Here is a 16,970-nt window from a genome sequence, read left to right as displayed (position 1 = left end):
AATCGTCCGGGATCCGCGTGATCCTGCGGATCTACGGCCGTGACCGGAACGTGACACAACGGGAGATTTCACCCGCACCCGCGAGGTCGCACGAGTCACCCCCGCGGTCGCGCCGCCCCCGACGACGGCGCAGGTCGCTCCCGGCGGGGACCCCTCAGGCCCCGGTCAACGCACCTCGTGCAGCACCCGGTCGAGGTCGTGCCGGTGGCGGTGCAGGTCGAAGGTCCAGTCCGACTTGTACGCCGCCCGCGACCAGCGCCCCTCGGGGTGCTCGACCTCCGGACGGTTCCAGAAGTAGTCGACCCGCACGTCCAGAGGCAGCGCGATGAGGATCTCGTTGCGCGCCGTGTACGCCTCCTGCCCGATCACGACGAGCCGTTCGAGGCGGTCGGCGAACAGGGTGTTGAACAGCGCCGACCCGGCGAACCCGGCCACGACGCGGGCCCGGGCGAAGATCTCGGCCTGCCGGCCCAGGGAGTGCTGCTCCGGGTAGACCACGTGGAAGCCCGCGTCCGCGAACCGGCGCTCCACCTCGGGCCGGTTGAGGCAGCGGCGGTTGCCGAACGCGTCGGGCCGGGACACGAACACCTTGTCCCACGTGGGGCCGGGGTCGGCGGGCAGGCCAGCGCGGATCCGCTGCCAGGTCTCGCGGATCTGCGGGTGCACGTAGTGCGGTCGCGCGTTGTGGAACATCGGCGTGGCCGCGTAGAGCGACTCGACGTAGACGGCGTGGTCGATCCAGACGATGTCCTCCTCGGCGATGCCGAACGCCGTGAGCAACAGCTTCTCCAGCCGCGGGTCGCGCTCGTTCGGGTGCCGGATGCGGAACACCGCGCGCAGGTCCGGGTCGTCCGCCTTGGCGGCGTCCCAGCCCCACAGCCGGGACACGACCTCCGTCATGAGGTGGCCGAAGTGCCCGGAGTTCTCCGCGTCCAGCAGGTAGTAGGAGCCCGCCACCTCCTCGGTGGGCATGACGTGCCGCGGGATCCGCGCGAAGCTCCGGTCGACGTCGATCACGCGCGGGTTGGTGAGGTTCTCCTGCAGGTGGTGCCGGAACGAGTCGGGCAGGATCTCGTTGCGCGTGAAGGCCAGCGCGTTGCTCACCAGCCCCACCCGACCCTCGTAGTGGCGCAGGTGCAGGGGCGGCACCTCGACGGTCGTGTCCAGGCCCCGCATCTCCCGGGACGCCCCGTGGGAGACGATCTCGGTGCCCGAGACGAAGGTCTGCGCCGGCAGCGTCCGCAGCTCGTGCAGCCGCAGGTCGGGGTTGCGCGTGCCGAGCATGCGGTTCGCCCACCGGTCGGACAGCTTGAGGTGATGTCGGCCGCGCTTGACCAGCCGGATCTCGTCGCGGGACACGTCGACCCCGGTGACCGCCTCGGCCAGCTCCCGGTCCCGGACCGGCGCGTCGTCGGGGAACCCGCGCACCAGCGCCCCGTCCAGCCGGTGCAGGAGCTTCTCCAACGGGTTCCCCGGCCGGTACGCCGTCAGCGCCGTGCGCGGCAGGACGTACATCCCGCCCGGGGCCAGGTGGAACAGCAGTTCCGCCATCATCTCCGCGTGCTGCCGCGGGAGCGCGGCACGTGCGTTCACCAGGACGTCCACCGGCCCCCACAGCTTGAGGTACCACGAGGCGTTCGACGGCTTCTCCGACCGCAGGAACCGCTCGTGCAGCCCGTCCAGGCGCCACTCGTCGTAGGACCGGGGTGCGACGACGAAGATCTCCGCGCCGCGGTACGGCTCCAGCAGACCGCGCACGACACCCGGCGGGACGTCGTTGACGAGCAGCACCACCCGGCGCAGCCCCGGCTCGCGGGCCGGGAGCTCGGGGACGTCGTCGTGCCGGTCCGGCGTGCCCGGCACGTCCTCGGCCGCCCGATCCGGCGTGGCGCGCCCGGCCGCGTCCATGCCCGGTCCGTCCGACGGACCCGCGTCCTGCGTCGTGACCTCGTCCTGCACCCTGGCCTCCGTCCGTGCGGTGCCGTGCCGGCGCCGTGGCGCCGGTCGAGGACCGGACGTCGACGGCCTTGGCGACGACCATAGGGCCTCGCCCGCAAAAGTGCGGGCCTGACGGCGTCGTGTCGCCCGTGTCGTCCGGGTCCGCCGCCCTCGTCGTGCCGGAGCCAGACGACCCCCTCGGGTGCTGAGGCTCAGCCCTGCTCGATCTGTCGCAGGCGCCAACGCCTCATGCTGACCGAGGACATGGTCCGATCGAGCCGGCGCGCGGCCTCCGCCTGGGTCAGGCCGGGATCCAGGACGACCGAGTCGTCCTGCGGCGTCCAGGCCCTCTGCCGAACGCCGTAACGGTGCTCGCTGCCCGCCGGGGGCCGCCACGCCCGGACGCGCGCGGCCTGGTCGCGCTTGCGCGTGAGTGCCAGTTCGCAGCCGTCAGGGTAGAGCCACCGCGCCAGGGCGGCGGCCTCGTTGCTCTGGACCATGAGGTTGACGACGCCGTCCCGTGTGTTCGGACGAGGCGTCCGCACGGCGCCCGTGACGTCGTGGAGGAGGTCCGCGAACCCCTGCGTAAGAGCGGGGCTCGCGCTCACCAACGACACGAACGGCCTCCCGGCAGCAGTGAAGCCCAACGAGCCGTCCCCGTCGACGACACCTCGCCAGTAGTCGGTGCGCGAGCACGGGACCGGCGGTGGCGCGACCTTGTCGGACTTGGGCCCGACCACGACGCCGAGCGCCGCCAGCTCCCGGCGGACCGTCCGGTCGTAGATCCGTAGGATCGCCGTCTCATGGACTCGGCTGCGGCTGAAGTTCGTGGTGCGCGTCCGGCGACCCACGGATGCGTAGCACGGGAGCAGAGCCGCGAGCCGTTCCAGCACCGCCGCGTCCCGAGCCGAGAGCTCGATCTCGAGCCGGCCCTTCCCCCTGAGGTCGCCGCTGTGATGGCCGTCGGTCTGCGCCAGCCCGACGAAGTAGGCGACATGCGGGACGTTGGGGTCGAGAACCATGAGAAAGGGATAGTGCCCGGGTGTGACAACCACCTACCGCTCGACGGCCCGGTCCGCACCCGTCGTGTCGGAGCCGACGGCGATGATGGGCACGTGCATGCCGTCCTGTCCCGCGGCCCCGACGGCGTCCCCGTCCTGACCCGGACCGCCACCCCCGGCCCCGAGGCGTCGTCGCCCACCGCCGTGGCCGACCTCCCCGCCACCGTCGCCGCTCTCGACGTGGCCGAGCAGCCCCGGTGGACGTGGGACGACACCACCGCCTGGTACCCGGGCCTGCTGGCGGCGGGGGTGCGCGTGGACCGCGCCCACGACCTGCGTCTCGCCCACCGCATCCTGCGCTCCTCCGCCCTGGCGGCGGGGTCGGCGCTCGCGGCCGCACCGCCGGGGCCGTGGGATGCGCCGCCCGCGGCCGTCGACCCCGAGGTCCCCGTGGGGACGGTGCGCCGGCCGCAGTCGGAGTCGCTGTTCGACCTCGGTCCGGAGCGGCCGCGCACCCGGCACGAGGCGGAGCCCGCCTCCCGGCCGGACCCGGTCGCCGAGCTGGCCGCCCAGCAGGACGCCGTCGAGGGCGCCGCAGCACCGGGGCGGCTCCGGCTCCTCGTGGCGGCGGAGTCCGCCGGCGCCCTCGTGGCCGCCGAGATGCGGCACGCCGGGTTCCCGTGGCGGGCCGACGTGCACGACCAGATCCTCACCGACACCCTCGGCCCGCGCCCGCCCGAGGGTGCCCGCCCGGCCCGCCTGGAGTCGCTCGTCGGGGAGATCCGGGCGGCGCTCGATGCCCCGCCGACCCTCAACCCCGACTCCCACCCCGACCTGCTGCGCGCCATGGAGTACGCGGGCGTCGGGGCGCGCAGCCTGCGCAAGTGGGAGCTCGAACGGCTCGACCACCCCGTGGTCGCACCGCTGCTGGAGTACAAGAACCTGTACCGGCTGTGGACGGCCAACGGCTGGCACTGGCTGGACCAGTGGGTCACCGACGGGCGGTTCCGCACCGACTACGTGGTGGGCGGCGTCGTCACCGGGCGGTGGTCGTCCACCGGCGGGGGAGCGCTCCAGCTGCCCAAGGCGGTGCGTCGGGCCGCGCAGGCGGACCCCGGGTGGGTGCTCGTCGTGGCGGACGCCGCCCAGCTCGAGCCCCGTGTCCTGACCGCGATGTCCCGGGACGAGGCGATGGCCGCCGCGGGCCAGCACGGCGACCTGTACGCGGGCATCGTCGCCAGCGGCGCCGTGGAGTCCCGCGAGCACGCCAAGGTGGGGATGCTGGGCGCGATGTACGGCGGCACCACCGGGGTGAGCGGCATCGTGCTGCCCCGCCTGACGCGTGCCTTCCCGCGCGCGATGGGTCTCGTGGAGGACGCCGCGCGGACCGGTGAGCGCGGCGGGGTGGTGACGACGTGGCTCGGCCGCAGCTCGCCGCCGCCCGGCCAGGCGTGGGAGGCCGTGCAGGCCGGTGCGCTGGACGACGGCGCGGCGGCGGACGCGGCCTCGACGGCGCGGTCGTCGGCCCGGTCCTGGGGCCGGTTCACGCGCAACTTCGTCGTGCAGGGCACGGCCGCGGAGTGGGCGCTGTGCTGGCTCGCGTCGATCCGGCGCGGGCTGTGGGAGCTCGGCACGTCGTCGTCGCCGGGTCTCGGTCCGGCGCCGTTCGCCGACCGGCCGCACCTCGCGTTCTTCCTCCACGACGAGGTCGTGGTGCACGCGCCCGCCGCGATGGCGGACGACGTCGCCCGGGTCGTGCGGGAGGCCGCCGCGGAGGCAGGCCGGCTGCTGTTCGGCGACTTCCCCGTCGAGTTCCCGCTGACGGTCGCCACCGTCGACTCCTACGCGGACGCCAAGTGACGGCGTCGGCCGGTCGGTAGTGTCAGCGCCATGAGCACCCCCACCCTGGCCGACGTCGTCGCCGTCCTGGAGGACCTGTACCCGCCGTCGACCGCGGAGGGGTGGGACGCCGTCGGGCTGGTCGCGGGCGACCCGCGCCGCGAGGTACGCAGGGTGCTGCTCGCCGTCGACCCGGTCGAGGCCGTCGTGGACGAGGCCCTGGCGTGGGGGGCCGACCTCGTGGTGACGCACCACCCGCTGTTCCTCCAGGGCGTGCACTCGGTGGCCGCCACCACGTTCAAGGGCTCGGTGGTGCACCGGCTGCTGACCGCCGGGTGCGGGCTGTACGTGGCGCACACCAACGCGGACTCCGCGCCGCGGGGCGTCGCGGACGCGCTCGCCGACCTCGTGGGCCTGGTGGACCGCACGCCGCTGGTGGCGCGGACCGACGACGCCGAGCGCGGCATCGGGCGTGTGGGCCGCCTGGAGACGCCGACGACGCTGGGGGAGTTCGCGCGGCACGTCGCCGGTGTGCTCCCCGCCACGGCGCAGGGGGTGCGGGTGGCGGGCGACCTCGACGCGCCGGTCGCGACGGCGGCCGTCGTGGGCGGGTCCGGGGACTCCCTGTTCGACGCCGTGCGCGGCGCGGGCGTCGACGCGTACGTCACCGCCGACCTGCGCCACCACCCGGCCTCCGAGCTGCGCGAGCGGGCACGCTTCGAGGCCGTCGACCCGGACCGGGCTGCGGCGGGCACGCCGTTCCTCGTCGACGTCGCCCACTTCGCCTCCGAGTGGCCGTGGCTCGCGTACGCCGCCGCGGATCTCTCCGCACGGCTGCCAGGCGGTACGGTGACCACCAGGGTGAGCACCCTGGTGACCGACCCGTGGACGACCCGGATCGGTGCCGGTGACCGCTGAGCCCACCCACCCGCACGTCGAGAGGACCCACCATGGCCACCGCCCCCGCTGAGGACCAGCGCCGACTCCTCGACGTGCAGGCGCTCGACACGCGCCTGCAGCAGCTCGCGCACCAGAAGCGCACCCACCCGACGCTCGCCACCATCACCGAGCTCGAGTCGCGCCTGGCCGACCTGCACGGCTCCCTCGTGGACTCCCGCACCGCCGTCGCGGACCTGGAGCGCGAGGTCACCAAGGCGGAGGCCGACGTCGAGCAGGTGCGTGCCCGCGCGACCCGCGACCAGCAGCGTCTCGACGGCGGCTCGCTGTCCGCGAAGGACGCGCAGGCCGTGGTCTCCGAGCTGGAGTCCCTGGCGCGGCGGCAGTCCGTCCTGGAGGACGCCGAGATCGAGGTCATGGAGCGCCTGGAGGCGCACCAGAAGTCCCTCGCGGAGGTCGAGTCCGCGCACGCCGAGCTCGTCGCGGCGAAGGACGCCGCGACCGCCGAGCGGGACGCCGCGTTCGCCGAGGTCAACGCCGCCGGCCGTCAGGTGCAGGCCGAGCGCGCCGAGGCCGTCGCCGGTCTCGACGCCGCCCTGGTGACGCTGTACGACAAGCTGCGCAACCAGCTCGGCGGCCTCGGTGCCGCCGCGCTGCGCGGCAACCGGTGCGACGGCTGCCGCCTCGAGCTCAACCCGGGCGACCTGGCCGCCGCACGGAACGCCGCCCCCGACCAGGTCGTGCGCTGCGAGGAGTGCGGGCGCATCCTCGTCCGCGGCGCCGACGACGCCTGATGGCGGCCCCCGCGTCGGGGGCGCTCGCCCGCTACGACGGCGCCGTCCCTGCCACCGTCGTCCTCGTCCGGCACGGCGTCACCCCGCTGACGGAGGCGGGGGCGCTGTCCGGCGGTGACGTCGTCGGACCGTCCCTGACCACGCTCGGGCGACGCCAAGCCGCGCAGGCCGCCGACGCCGTGTTCCGCGTCGGCAAGGACCGCTGGACGGACCTGCCGCGCCCCGAGGTCGTCGTCGCCTCGCCGATGACCCGCGCCCAGGAGACCGCCGCCGCGATCGGGCGGCGCCTCGGCGCGCACGTGCGCACCGACGACCGGTTCACGGAGGTGCGGTTCGGCGACTGGGAGGGCCTCACGCCCGTCGAGGTCGACGAGCGCTGGCCCGGCGACCTGTCCCGCTGGGTGCGCGAGGGCACGTTCGCGCCGCCGGGCGGCGAGTCCTACGCCGCTCTCGGCGAGCGTGTCCTGCCCGCCCTCGACGACGTCGCCGCCGCCCACGCGACCGGCACGAGCGTCGTCGTGGCGCACGCGGCGGTCATCCGCGCCCTCGTCGGTCTCACCCTCCAGGCCCCGCCCACGGCGTGGGGACGCCTCCGCATCCCGCCGTGCTCCCTGTCGATCGTGCGGCTGTGGCCCGACGGCGAGCGCGAGGTCTCCGTCGTCGGGTTCCCGACCGACGCCTGACCGCCGCGGCCTCGGGCCGGGTCAGCGCTTCGGGTCGAGGGCCAGGGCCCGCTCCACGCCGCGAGCGACCCAGGCGTGCAGGGCGTCGTCGTCGGCCGTGGTGGCGGCGTCCACCCCGACCGTGCCGTGCATCGTCCGCTCGCCCATGGTGATCTCGTGCGCGCCGTCGGCGAGGGCCGCGTCGTGGCCGTCCACCCCGACGCGCACCATGAGGACGTCGCGGGTGATCCCGACGGCCATGTGGGTGTTCACCAGGAACGCGACGCCGCCGAACATGCGCTTCTCGTCGTACGCGGCGTGCTCGCCGACGGCGTCCCGGACGCGGGCGGCGAGCTCCTCGTCGAAGGCCATGGGGCCAGTGTGCGCCGGGCGGAGGTCGTCGGCGCGGGCGGGGCCCGCCTCAGGCGATGACGATCTCCAGCGTGCGGGGGCCGGTGCGGGTGGTGGCGTCGTGGAGGGTCGCCTCCACCATGCGGTAGCTCAGGCCGGTGCCGACCTCGGTGCCGATGACCTGACCGTCGAGCTCGCGTGCGGCGGCGAGCAGGGTGTCCGCCGACGTGGGCGGCTCGGCCGCGCGGCGCAGCAGGTGGCCGGCCAGGACGCCGCGGGTGTGCTTCGCGTTGTGGGACACCACGGTGCGCTGCCCGTCGTGCTCGCGCACGACGCGCACGGCGACCCAGTCGGTCGCGTCCGCGCCCGTGGTGCGGGGCTTCCACGCGGCGACGTAGGCGGCCGAGCGGCAGTCCACGACGACGTCGCCCGCGGCCCGCGCGTCGAGGGCGGCGGCGAGGTCGTCGCGCCAGGCGGTGCCGAGCCTGCCGACGCCCGGCAGGTCGACGCCCATCGACAGGCGGTAGGCGGGGATGCGGTCGCCCGGCGCGACGACGCCCCAGAGACCGGAGAACACCAGGACGGACTCCGCGGCACGCACGGCCGCGGCGCCGTCGAGGGTGCCGAGCCCGGCCGCCGCGTACAGCACGCCCGTGTAGACGTCGGTGGCGGGCGCCGCGGGGGCGGTGCGCAGGGTCGTGTTGCGGGCGACCTCGTCCGCCAGCCCGGCGCTCACCTTGAGCACGTCCGTGGCGTCGGTGCGGGCGCTCACCTCGGCGAGGGCGTCCAGCACCTTCTCGCGGCGCGGCGTCAGCGCGGGCGCCGGCAGCGCCGCGAGGTCCACCGGGGCCGCGCCCTCGGGAGCGGGGGTCTTGCCCTCGGAGGGCGGCAGGCAGATCAGCACCCCGACAGCCTAGAGGTGAGCGGCATCGCGAGTGCGGGGCGCCGGGGGCGGTGTGGCCGGACGCACACGGCGCGCCCTAGGGTCGGGGGCATGGTCCAGGTGAAGATCTCCGGCAACCGGTCCGTGTGGGGCGAGCGCCGCGGCGAGGTGTCCGACGTCCTGCACGCCGCCCTCGTCGGGGCGTGGCAGATCCCGGCGGACAAGCGGTTCCACCGCTTCTTCCTGCTGGACGACGGCGACCTCGTCGCGCCGCGCTCGGACGCGTACCTCGTCGTGGAGGTCGTGTGCTTCGCAGGGCGCTCCCCGGAGGCCAAGCGTGCGCTCGTCCGGGCGATGTTCGACGACGTCGCCCCCGCGCTCGGGCTGAGCACCGACGACCTGGAGCTGGTCGTCCTGGAGAGCCCCCGCGAGAACTGGGGCATCCGCGGCCTCGCCGGGGACGAGCTCGCCCTCGGGTACCGCGTCGACGTCTGAGCGCCCGCCCACCAGCGGGTATCCTTGCCGGGCGGACGAGTCGGTCGGACGGTCGCGTCACCGCTTCGGCGGTGCCGAGGAACGTCCGGGCTCCGAAGGGCAAGGTGGTGGCTAACGGCCACCCGGGGTGACCCGCGGGACAGTGCCACAGAGAACAGACCGCCCGCTCGCCTCGGCGTGCGGGTAAGGGTGAAACGGTGGTGTAAGAGACCACCAGCACGGCCGGTGACGGTCGTGGCTCGGTAAACCCCACCTGGAGCAAGGTCAGACAGGCTGTGATCGAGGGCGGCCCGCCCGATTCTCCTCGCGAGAAGCGCAGCCGGGTAGACCGCTCGAGCCCTGCGGCAACGCAGGGCCTAGATGGATGACCGTCACCCGTGCCGGGGCAACCGGGCACGGGGACAGAACCCGGCGTACAGACCGACTCGTCCGCACCTCTCCCGGTCCGAGCATGTCAAGGCAGTGCTTGCGGGCCGAGAACAGGGTCTGTGCCGAGGGGTGCGCGCTCCGTTCAGAGCCGTGGGTCGACGGGCTCCGACTCCAGGGCGAGGACGGCGAAGACGGTCTCGTGCACCCGCCACAGGGGTTCTCCGGCGACGAACCTGCTGAGCGCTTCGAGGCCGAGGCCGTGCTCGTGGAGCGCGAGGGCGCGCTTGCGGCCGAGGCGACGGTCGCGCAGCAGGTCGAGGGAGTCGGTGTAGTCGGGGCCGTAGACGATGCGTAGGTACTCGCGTCCGCGGACCTTGAGACCGGGCTGGAGGCGCCGGCCGGGCGTGACGGGCTTGACGACCATGCCTTCGCCGCCGGACGCGGTGAGGTCGAGCCACCAGCGGGTGGCGGCGTCACGCTGCTCGGGCGAGGCGAGGTCGACGTAGCGGTGCCGGGTGTGCGTGACGAGCGGGTCGGTGAGCCGGGCGATCTGCTCCAGGTGCCAGCGGTGGCTCTCGGTCGCGGCGAGGTTGCGGCCCTGTGCGGCGAGCACCTGGAACGGGGCGACGGTGACGCCGTCGAGCCCGTCGGTGGGGCGCACGTAGGAGCCGTAGGCGGCGCGGTAGGAGGCCGCGTTGGCGGCACGCCGGTCGGTCCGCTCGGCGAGGTCGGCGACGTCGAGGCCGCGGGCGGTGGCGCGCGTCAGGGCCGCGGAGACGGCGGGCAGCGCGGTGGTGGCCGCAGCTCCGACGGACGCGTACTGCTCCTTGATGAGCCCTTCCGCCTTGGCGGACCAGGGCAGCAGCTCGCAGTCGAGGGCGAGCCAGTCGGTGTCGAGGGCGTCGAACAGGGGCGCGACCGCCGTGGTGAGGCGGGCCACGATCGCGTCGTCGCCGAAGAACGCACGCCCCGTGCGCGTGTACACGGTGCCGGTGCGGCCGTCGGCGACGGCGAACCGGCGGCGGGCGGCGTCGGCGTCGCGGGCGAGCACGGCCACCGCGCGCGAGCCCATGTGCTTCTCCTCGCACACGACCTCGGTGACGCCCGCGCGGGCGTACTCCTCGAACGCCTGCTCGGGATGCTCCAGGAACCCGTCGAGACGGGACGCGGGCGCGGGCGCCATCGTGGGCGGGAGGTACACCAGCCAGCGCGGGTCGACGGCGAACCGGCTCATGACCTCCAGCGCGGCGGCCGCGTTCTCCTCGGGGACCTTGACCTTGCCGGAGTGCTCGGTGGTGAGCCAGCGGGTGCCGGTGACGTCCGTGACGGCCAGCGCGGTCGGCTCGCGCTCCTCGGTGCCGGTCGGCGGGGCGAGCGGTCGGACCGGCTCGAAGTGCTGCTCCAGCGCGGCGACCTGGACGATCTCCTTCTCGGGGTAGCGCAGCGCGGTGAGCTTCCCGCCGAACACGACGCCGGTGTCGAGGCAGATCGTGTTGTTGACCCACTCGGGCTCCACCACGGGGGTGTGCCCGTAGACGACCACGGCGGCGCCCCGGTACTCGCGGGCCCAGGGGTGGCGCACGGGCAGGCCGTACTCGTCGGTCTCGCCGGTGGTGTCGCCGTACAGGGCGAACGACCGCACCCGCGCCGACGCGCGCCCGTGGTAGGCCTCCTTGAGCCCGGCGTGCGCGACGACGAGGCGCCCGTCGTCGAGCACGTAGTGGCTGATGAGGCGGTCCATGAACGTGGTCGCGTCGCGGGTGAACACCTCGTCCTCGGCGGCGAGCTGGGCGAGGGACTCGGCGAGGCCGTGCCGCACCTGCACCTTGGCGCCCCTGAGCGCCCGGACGAGCTTGGCCTCGTGGTTGCCGGCGACGCACAGCGCGGTCCCGGCCGCGACCATCCCCATGACGAGGCGCAGCACGCCGGGGGTGTCGGGGCCGCGGTCGACGAGGTCGCCGACGAACACCGCCGTCCGGCCGGCGGGGTGCACCGCGCCGACGGCCCGCCCTGCGGTGTCGCGTTCGACGTCGTAGCCGAGCCGTCCCAGCAGCAGCACCAGCTCGGCGGCGCAGCCGTGCACGTCACCGACGACGTCGAACGGTCCGTGCAGGTCGGACCGGTCGTTCCACGGCTTCTCGGGGGTGACGACGGCGTGCTCGACGTCGTCGCCGCGCAGCACATGGACGCGCCGGAATCCTTCCTTGCGCAGGTGCTTCAGGGAGCGCTTGAGGTCGCGCTGCTGGCGGGTGACGACGTGCGCGCCGAACGACCGGTCCGGCCGGGCGGCGTTGCGCTCGATCGCGACCGACTCGGGGACGTCGAGCACGATCGCGTCGACGAGGACGTGGTGCTCCTTGGCGAGCCGCACGAGGGAGGCGCGGGCCGCGGCCTGCACATTCGTGGCGTCGACGACGGTGAGCAGTCCCCGCCGCAGCCGCGTGCCGACGATGTAGTGCAGGACGTCGAAGGCGTCCGGGGTGGCGTCCTGGTCGTTCTCGTCGTCGGAGACCAGCGCCCGGCAGAAGTCGGAGGAGATCACCTGGTGGGGCCCGAAGTGGCGGGCGCCGAACGTGGACTTGCCGCTGCCGGACACGCCGACGAGCAGCACCAGCCCGGTGGCGGGCACGCCGATCTGCCGCGTCTGCTCCATGCGGGGGGTCCTGCCTTCCTCGGGGGTGGTGCGCTCAGCCACGGCGGAACACCGCCATCTGCGTGGGGGTGCCGCGTGCGGGGTCGACGTCGCCGATCCCGCGGAACGTGACCTCGTAACCGTGCTCGGCGGCGGCGCGCTCGGCCCACCGCTGGAACGTGGCACGGTCCCACTCGAACCGGTGGTCGGGGTGACGCATCCCGGTCAGGCCCTCGTAGTTCGCGTTGTACTCGGCGTTGGGGGTGGTCACCAGGACGACGCCGGGCCGGGCCGTGCCCAGCACGACGCGTTCGAGCGCGGCCAGCCGGGGCGGGTCGACGTGCTCGATCACCTCCATCAGCACGGCGGCGTCGAAACCCGCGAACCGGGCGTCGGTGTAGGTCAGCGCACCCTGGAACAGGTTGACGCGGGCGGCCTGGCGCTCGCTGAGGGTGTCGAGGTGCAGGCGGCGGGCCGCGGTGCGCAGGGAACGGGTCGAGACGTCGACGCCCGCGACCCGCGTGAACGACGGCTCGTCGACGAGTCGTGCGAGGAACTGTCCCGGACCGCAGCCCAGGTCGACGACGGAACCCGCCCCCAGCTCCAGCAGGGTCGCGAGGACGGCCTCGTGCCGCTGGGCGTTGAGCGAGACACGCTGCTCCGGCGGCTGCGCGACCTCCTCGTCCTCGGCCGGGGCGAGGCTGCTCCCCGTGCTGCCGTCCAGCTCTGCCAGGCGGGTCAGGGCGGTATGCGCGAGCGTGGTGCGGCGGCCGAGGTACCTGCGGGTGACGAGCTCGCGTTCGGGGTGCCCGGCCAGCCAGGTCTCCCCGGAGCGGAGCAGCTTGTCGACCTCGTCGTCGCCCTGCCAGTAGTGCTTGGCCTCGTCCAGCACGGGCAGGAGCACGTGGAGCTGGTTGAGGGCGTCGGCGAGGCGGACGTCGCCGGTCAGGGTGAGGGAGACGTACCGCGAGTCGCCCCAGGCCGGGAAGCGGTCGTCCAACGGGACCGGGGTCGCGGTGACGCTCCAGCCCAGCGGCCCGAACAGCCGGTGGGCGATCTCCGGCCCGCCGCGGCACGGCAGCACGGGGACGTGCACCTCCAGCGGCAGCGGGGCGTCGGCGAGGTGCTGGCGGGAGTCCGACCGTCCGCGGCGCGCCGTGCTGAACACGTCGGCCAGCGCCACGCCGAGCAGCGACGACGCCGCGTACGAGCGGTCGTTGACGTACTGGGACAGCGAGAAGTCGGGCGTGCCGCGGCCGGCGGTGCGGGCGAGGCGCACCGGGTCGATCTCGACCAGCAGCGCGACGGTGCAGCGTTCGTCCGACGCCTCCGGGTAGAGCACCGTGGCGGTCCCGAAGGACTGCGCGAACTCCTGGACCCGGTCGGGGTGCTTGTGCAGCAGGTGGCCCAGGTCGGTGGCGGGGCGGTGCGTGGTCGTCAGGGTCAGGAGCACGCCTGCATCATGCCGGACCGCGCCCGTCCGTTGCAGCGTGTTTCCCCAGGTCGGCGCTGCCCGCCGTCACGAGCCGGCCTCCGGGGCCGGGGACCCGGCGCGGTCGCCCGGGTAGCGGCGCAGCAGCGTCAGGACGCGGGCGAAGGATTCGACGACGAGGAAGCCGAGCAGCGCGGCGACGACGCCGCGGAACACGTCACCGTCCGGCAGGAGGTCCTGCTCGGCGACGATCTTGATGACGACGAGGATCCCCAGGGCGACGAACGACTCGACGCCGTAGCGGAGCACGAGCCCGCGATGCTGCGGTACGGCCCGCACGTACGTCGTGCGCGCCCGGTAGGCACCGAACGCGTAGCCGGCGGCGGCGCCGACGACCACGGCGACGAGGTGCACGGGGTGGTGCTCGAGGTCGGCGTCCAGCAGGTCCCGGCGCGCGGGAGGCCCCCGCGTGCCGGGGTCGGCAGGGGTGCGTAGCCTGCCGCGCATGGCCGCCCTGGAGTTCCGTCCCGCGAACGAGGTCCCGTTCGACGACGTGCAGACGGTGCTGGGCACGTCGCAGGCGGGCCGCTGCCAGTGCCAGCGGCAGGTGCTGGGGGACCGGCTGTGGTGGGACATGCCGGTGGGGGAGCGGCGGATGCGGCTGGCGGAGCAGTCGTGCGCGGGCGACCCGGCGGCGTCGTCGACGAGCGGTCTGGTGGCGTACGACGACGGCGAGCCGGTGGGGTGGGTGGCGGTGGCGCCGCGACCGACGTACCGGCGCTACTTCGGTCGCAGTCCGGTGGCGTGGCGCGGCCGGCACGAGGACCGGGACGACGCGGACGTGTGGGTGGCGGCGTGCTTCGTCGTGCGCGCGGGGTTCCGGGGCGAGGGGCTGACGTACGAGCTGGCGGCCGCGGCGGTGGAGTTCGCCCGGTCGCGGGGTGCGGCGGCGCTGGAGGGGTACCCGATCGTGGCGGCGGACGGCGGGGAGGTGGTGTGGGACGAGGCGAGCGTGGGGACGCCGCAGGTGTTCGCGGCGGCGGGGCTGACCGAGGTGTCGGCGCCGACTTCGCGGCGCCGCGTCCTGCGCATCGACTTCGACGAGGTTTCGTCCCGGTGACGAGGGTGAAAATTCGGTCAAGAAAGGCCAAGGGGCGCTTTACCTGAGCGTCGCCCGGGAGTACGGTGGCCGCATCGTGACGACGAGGTCACGAGTCCGAGCACGCCGGTGCCGCGCCGTGGCACGCAGGGGGCGTGGACTCCGAGGACGAAGGTGCGACGGTGACACTCACCAGTGAGGTCAGGTCCGGGGGCATCCTGCTCGCGCAGGAGCCGACCGTGAGCAGGGTGACCCTGTGGGGCGAGATCGACAGCGCCCTGCGGAACCAGGCGTCGGCGGCGCTCGCCGGCGCTTTCCAGCGTGACCTGCCCGTCGTCGTGGACGTCGCCCGCGTGACGTTCATCGACTCGGCGGGGATCGCGTTCCTCGTCCAGCTCTGCCGCATCGGGCGCGACGAGGGTCTGCAGGTGTCGGTGCACGGCCCGCCGCCGGAGGTCCGCGACGTGCTGCGCACCCTGCACCTGGACGCGCTGGTCGCGGGCTGACGCCGGTGGAGCCCCCGCCCGGTGCGGGCGAGGGCTCCACGGTCGTCCGTGGGTGCGGTCCGGCGTCAGTGCGGGCGCGCCGCCAGGGACGCCGCGCCGACGATCCCCGCCTTGTTGCGCAGGGTGGCGGGGATGATCTCGGCGCGCAGGTCCAGCAGCGGCAGGAACTTCTCGTGGTGCTTGCTCACGCCGCCGCCGACGACGATCAGGTCGGGCGACAGCAGCATCTCGACGGTCTCGAAGTACCGCTGGAGCCGCTTGGCCCACTTCTCGTACGACAGCTCCTCGCGCTGCCGGGCCGAGTCGGCGGCCCGCGACTCGGCGTCGTGCCCGTCGATCTCCAGGTGCCCGAGCTCGGTGTTCGGGACCAGGACGCCGTCGACCAGCAGCGCCGACCCGATGCCGGTGCCGAGGGTCACCACGAGGACGACGCCGTCGTGTCCGGCGGCCGCGCCGTACCGGTGCTCACCCACGCCGGCGGCGTCGGCGTCGTTGACCGCCACCACCTCGCGACCGGTCCGGTCGTGCAGCAGCGCGGGCAGGTCGACGCTCTTCCACGACTTGTGCAGGTTCGCGATGAAACGGATGACGCCGTGGTCGAGGGGCGCGGGGAACGCCACGCCGACCGGTGAGTCGTCCGGCAGGTCGAACCCGGCGACCAGCTCGGCGACGACGTCCGCCACGGCGTCGGGCGTCGACCTGTGCGGGGTGGGGATCCGCTGCCGCTCCGCGGCGAACTCGCCGGTGGCGAGGTCGACCGGGGCGCCCTTGATCCCGGACCCGCCGATGTCGATGCCGAAGGCCACCTGCTGCGTGCTCTGCTCAGCCATGGCACCCATCCTGGTGCATGCTCGGGTCATGAGCGAGAAGAACAACGGCGGTGGGCAGTTCTGGTTCAACACGAAGACCGGTCAGGTGGAGACCGCGGACGAGAAGTCGTCGTGGTCGCACCTCATGGGCCCGTACCCGACCCGCGAGGAGGCGGCCAAGGCCCTGGACACGGCGTCGCAGCGCAACGACGACTGGGAGTCCGAGGACGAGGACTGGCGCCGGGGCTGACCGCAGGGCCCGCCCCGGCGCGGGCGTCACTGCTCGAACGTGTGCTCCGCCGTCGGGAACTCGCCGGAGCGGACGGCGTCGGCGTACTCCTGCGCGGCCTCGCGCAGGAGCGCGCCGGCCTCGGCGAACCGGCGCGCGAACCGCGGCGACCAGCCGGTCATCCCGGCCATGTCGGTCCACACCAGGACCTGGCCGTCGACGTCGGGGCCCGCACCGATCCCGATCGTGGGGATGGCGAGGAACTCGGTGATGCGGGCCGCGAGCTCGCGCGGCACCATCTCCAGCACCACGCCGCACGCCCCGGCCTCCTGGACGGCGAGGGCGTCCTGGCTGAGGTCCTCGGCGGCCTCGTCGCCGCGGCCCTGGACGCGCGGTCCGCCGAGCGCGTTCTCCGACTGCGGCGTGTACCCGAGGTGCCCGACGACGGGGATGCCGGCCTCGGTGAGGGCCTGGATCTGCGCGGCGCTGCGCCGTCCGCCCTCGAGCTTCACGGCGGACGCGCCGGTCTCCTTCATGATCCGCACGGCCGAGGCGAGGGCCTGGGCGGGTCCCTCCTCGTACGTGCCGAAGGGGAGGTCGACGACGACGAACGCGCGCCGCGCCGCGGACGCGACGGCGCGACCTGCGCGGACCATGTCGTCGAGCGTCACGGGGAGCGTCGTCGCGTGGCCGAGCATGGTGTTGCCGATCGAGTCGCCCACGAGCAGGGTGTCGACGCCCGCGGCGTCGAACAGCGCCGCCGTGGCGGCGTCGTAGGCGGTGAGCATGGTGATCTTCTCGCCGCGCTCCTTCGCCTGCCGCAGGTGGTGGACGCGCACGCGGCGCGCACCAGGGGCGATGCCGCCCGGGACGGCGGGGTCCGGCGTGACGGACCTCACACCGGCGGTCGGCTCGGTCTGGGGGGAGGGGTTGTGGCCCGATGCTGCCATGGTCGCTAGCGTAGGCGACGGCGGTCCGGGACCTCGGTCCCGGCCGGATCGACGCCGCCGTCGTGGCGCGTCACCCACGGTTCA

Annotated in this window: 17 protein-coding genes and 1 other RNA gene; 9 read left to right on the top strand and 9 right to left on the bottom strand. The window is 74.4% G+C overall.

Annotated elements, in window-relative coordinates:
- Window positions 1-165: 165 nt before the first annotated feature.
- Together ATJ88_RS11205 and ATJ88_RS11200 are read right to left on the bottom strand one after the other, a co-directional pair.
- The gene (locus ATJ88_RS11205) at window positions 166-1,959 is read right to left on the bottom strand and encodes a glycosyltransferase family 61 protein (RefSeq protein ID WP_098463896.1); all 1,794 of its coding nucleotides are present in this window, start codon (window positions 1,957-1,959) and stop codon (window positions 166-168) included.
- Window positions 1,960-2,150: 191 nt separating this feature from the next.
- The gene (locus ATJ88_RS11200; RefSeq protein WP_141538658.1) at window positions 2,151-2,960 is read right to left on the bottom strand and encodes a hypothetical protein; all 810 of its coding nucleotides are present in this window, start codon (window positions 2,958-2,960) and stop codon (window positions 2,151-2,153) included.
- A 93-nt stretch (window positions 2,961-3,053) separates the two neighbouring features.
- On the opposite strand from ATJ88_RS11200, the gene ATJ88_RS11195 reads away from it, so the two are divergent.
- Genes ATJ88_RS11195 through ATJ88_RS11180 form a run of 4 tightly spaced genes read left to right on the top strand, consistent with a single transcriptional unit; the run spans window position 3,054 to window position 7,152 of the window.
- Complete coding sequence (locus tag ATJ88_RS11195) at window positions 3,054-4,799, top strand: bifunctional 3'-5' exonuclease/DNA polymerase (RefSeq protein ID WP_245852360.1); 1,746 nt, start codon at window positions 3,054-3,056, stop codon at window positions 4,797-4,799.
- Window positions 4,800-4,829: 30 nt separating this feature from the next.
- Window positions 4,830-5,696 (top strand): Nif3-like dinuclear metal center hexameric protein, encoded by an 867-nt coding sequence (locus ATJ88_RS11190; RefSeq protein WP_098463894.1) that lies wholly within the window; start codon window positions 4,830-4,832, stop codon window positions 5,694-5,696.
- 32 nt (window positions 5,697-5,728) lie between these two features.
- Window positions 5,729-6,469 carry a zinc ribbon domain-containing protein gene (locus ATJ88_RS11185; RefSeq protein WP_098463893.1) on the top strand — a complete coding sequence of 247 codons (741 nt, stop codon included), beginning with the start codon at window positions 5,729-5,731 and terminating at the stop codon, window positions 6,467-6,469.
- Window positions 6,469-7,152, top strand: a complete 684-nt coding sequence (locus ATJ88_RS11180) for a histidine phosphatase family protein (RefSeq protein ID WP_098463892.1) — start codon at window positions 6,469-6,471, stop codon at window positions 7,150-7,152. The genes ATJ88_RS11185 and ATJ88_RS11180 overlap by 1 nt, the downstream gene beginning before the upstream one ends.
- Before the next feature lie 21 nt (window positions 7,153-7,173).
- Here ATJ88_RS11180 and ATJ88_RS11175 read toward each other — a convergent pair whose 3' ends face one another.
- The gene (locus ATJ88_RS11175; protein ID WP_098463891.1) at window positions 7,174-7,503 is read right to left on the bottom strand and encodes a TfoX/Sxy family protein; all 330 of its coding nucleotides are present in this window, start codon (window positions 7,501-7,503) and stop codon (window positions 7,174-7,176) included.
- A gap of 49 nt (window positions 7,504-7,552) precedes the next feature.
- The gene (locus ATJ88_RS11170; RefSeq protein WP_098463890.1) at window positions 7,553-8,386 is read right to left on the bottom strand and encodes a YaaA family protein; all 834 of its coding nucleotides are present in this window, start codon (window positions 8,384-8,386) and stop codon (window positions 7,553-7,555) included.
- A 90-nt stretch (window positions 8,387-8,476) separates the two neighbouring features.
- Here ATJ88_RS11170 and ATJ88_RS11165 point away from each other — a divergent pair, with 90 nt between their 5' ends.
- The gene (locus tag ATJ88_RS11165; protein WP_098463889.1) at window positions 8,477-8,860 is read left to right on the top strand and encodes a tautomerase family protein; all 384 of its coding nucleotides are present in this window, start codon (window positions 8,477-8,479) and stop codon (window positions 8,858-8,860) included.
- Window positions 8,861-8,896: 36 nt separating this feature from the next.
- Window positions 8,897-9,292: RNase P RNA component class A (gene rnpB / locus ATJ88_RS11160), an RNA gene on the top strand.
- A 79-nt stretch (window positions 9,293-9,371) separates the two neighbouring features.
- Here rnpB and ATJ88_RS11155 read toward each other — a convergent pair.
- From ATJ88_RS11155 to ATJ88_RS11145, 3 genes are all read right to left on the bottom strand, one after another.
- Entirely contained in the window at window positions 9,372-11,882 is a 2,511-nt protein-coding gene (locus ATJ88_RS11155; protein WP_098463888.1) for a polynucleotide kinase-phosphatase, read from the bottom strand.
- 34 nt (window positions 11,883-11,916) lie between these two features.
- On the bottom strand, window positions 11,917-13,314 hold the full coding sequence (locus ATJ88_RS11150) for a 3' terminal RNA ribose 2'-O-methyltransferase Hen1 (RefSeq protein WP_098463887.1): 1,398 nt from the start codon (window positions 13,312-13,314) through the stop codon (window positions 11,917-11,919).
- Between the two features lie 66 nt (window positions 13,315-13,380).
- Complete coding sequence (locus ATJ88_RS11145; protein ID WP_098463886.1) at window positions 13,381-13,800, bottom strand: hypothetical protein; 420 nt, start codon at window positions 13,798-13,800, stop codon at window positions 13,381-13,383.
- Between ATJ88_RS11145 and ATJ88_RS19025 the strand changes: the two genes are divergently transcribed.
- Both ATJ88_RS19025 and ATJ88_RS11135 read left to right on the top strand, forming a co-directional pair.
- On the top strand, window positions 13,799-14,413 hold the full coding sequence (locus tag ATJ88_RS19025; RefSeq protein ID WP_098463885.1) for a GNAT family N-acetyltransferase: 615 nt from the start codon (window positions 13,799-13,801) through the stop codon (window positions 14,411-14,413). The genes ATJ88_RS11145 and ATJ88_RS19025 overlap by 2 nt on opposite strands.
- A gap of 161 nt (window positions 14,414-14,574) precedes the next feature.
- Complete coding sequence (locus tag ATJ88_RS11135; protein ID WP_098465290.1) at window positions 14,575-14,898, top strand: STAS domain-containing protein; 324 nt, start codon at window positions 14,575-14,577, stop codon at window positions 14,896-14,898.
- Between the two features lie 65 nt (window positions 14,899-14,963).
- On the opposite strand, the gene ppgK is transcribed toward ATJ88_RS11135, so the two are convergent.
- A complete protein-coding gene (gene ppgK / locus ATJ88_RS11130; protein ID WP_098463884.1) occupies window positions 14,964-15,728 on the bottom strand; it encodes a polyphosphate--glucose phosphotransferase in 765 nt (254 codons plus the stop codon).
- Between the two features lie 28 nt (window positions 15,729-15,756).
- Here ppgK and ATJ88_RS11125 point away from each other — a divergent pair, with 28 nt between their 5' ends.
- Window positions 15,757-15,957 (top strand): hypothetical protein, encoded by a 201-nt coding sequence (locus ATJ88_RS11125; protein ID WP_098463883.1) that lies wholly within the window; start codon window positions 15,757-15,759, stop codon window positions 15,955-15,957.
- 26 nt (window positions 15,958-15,983) lie between these two features.
- On the opposite strand, the gene panB is transcribed toward ATJ88_RS11125, so the two are convergent.
- The gene (gene panB / locus ATJ88_RS11120) at window positions 15,984-16,886 is read right to left on the bottom strand and encodes a 3-methyl-2-oxobutanoate hydroxymethyltransferase (RefSeq protein WP_098463882.1); all 903 of its coding nucleotides are present in this window, start codon (window positions 16,884-16,886) and stop codon (window positions 15,984-15,986) included.
- Window positions 16,887-16,970: the final 84 nt, after the last annotated feature.

Origin of the sequence: Isoptericola jiangsuensis (assembly GCF_002563715.1) — a bacterium.
Lineage (GTDB): Bacteria > Actinomycetota > Actinomycetes > Actinomycetales > Cellulomonadaceae > Isoptericola > Isoptericola jiangsuensis.
Note: the sequence above shows the minus strand (reverse complement) of the source record. Positions and strands in the feature narration are given on the sequence as shown.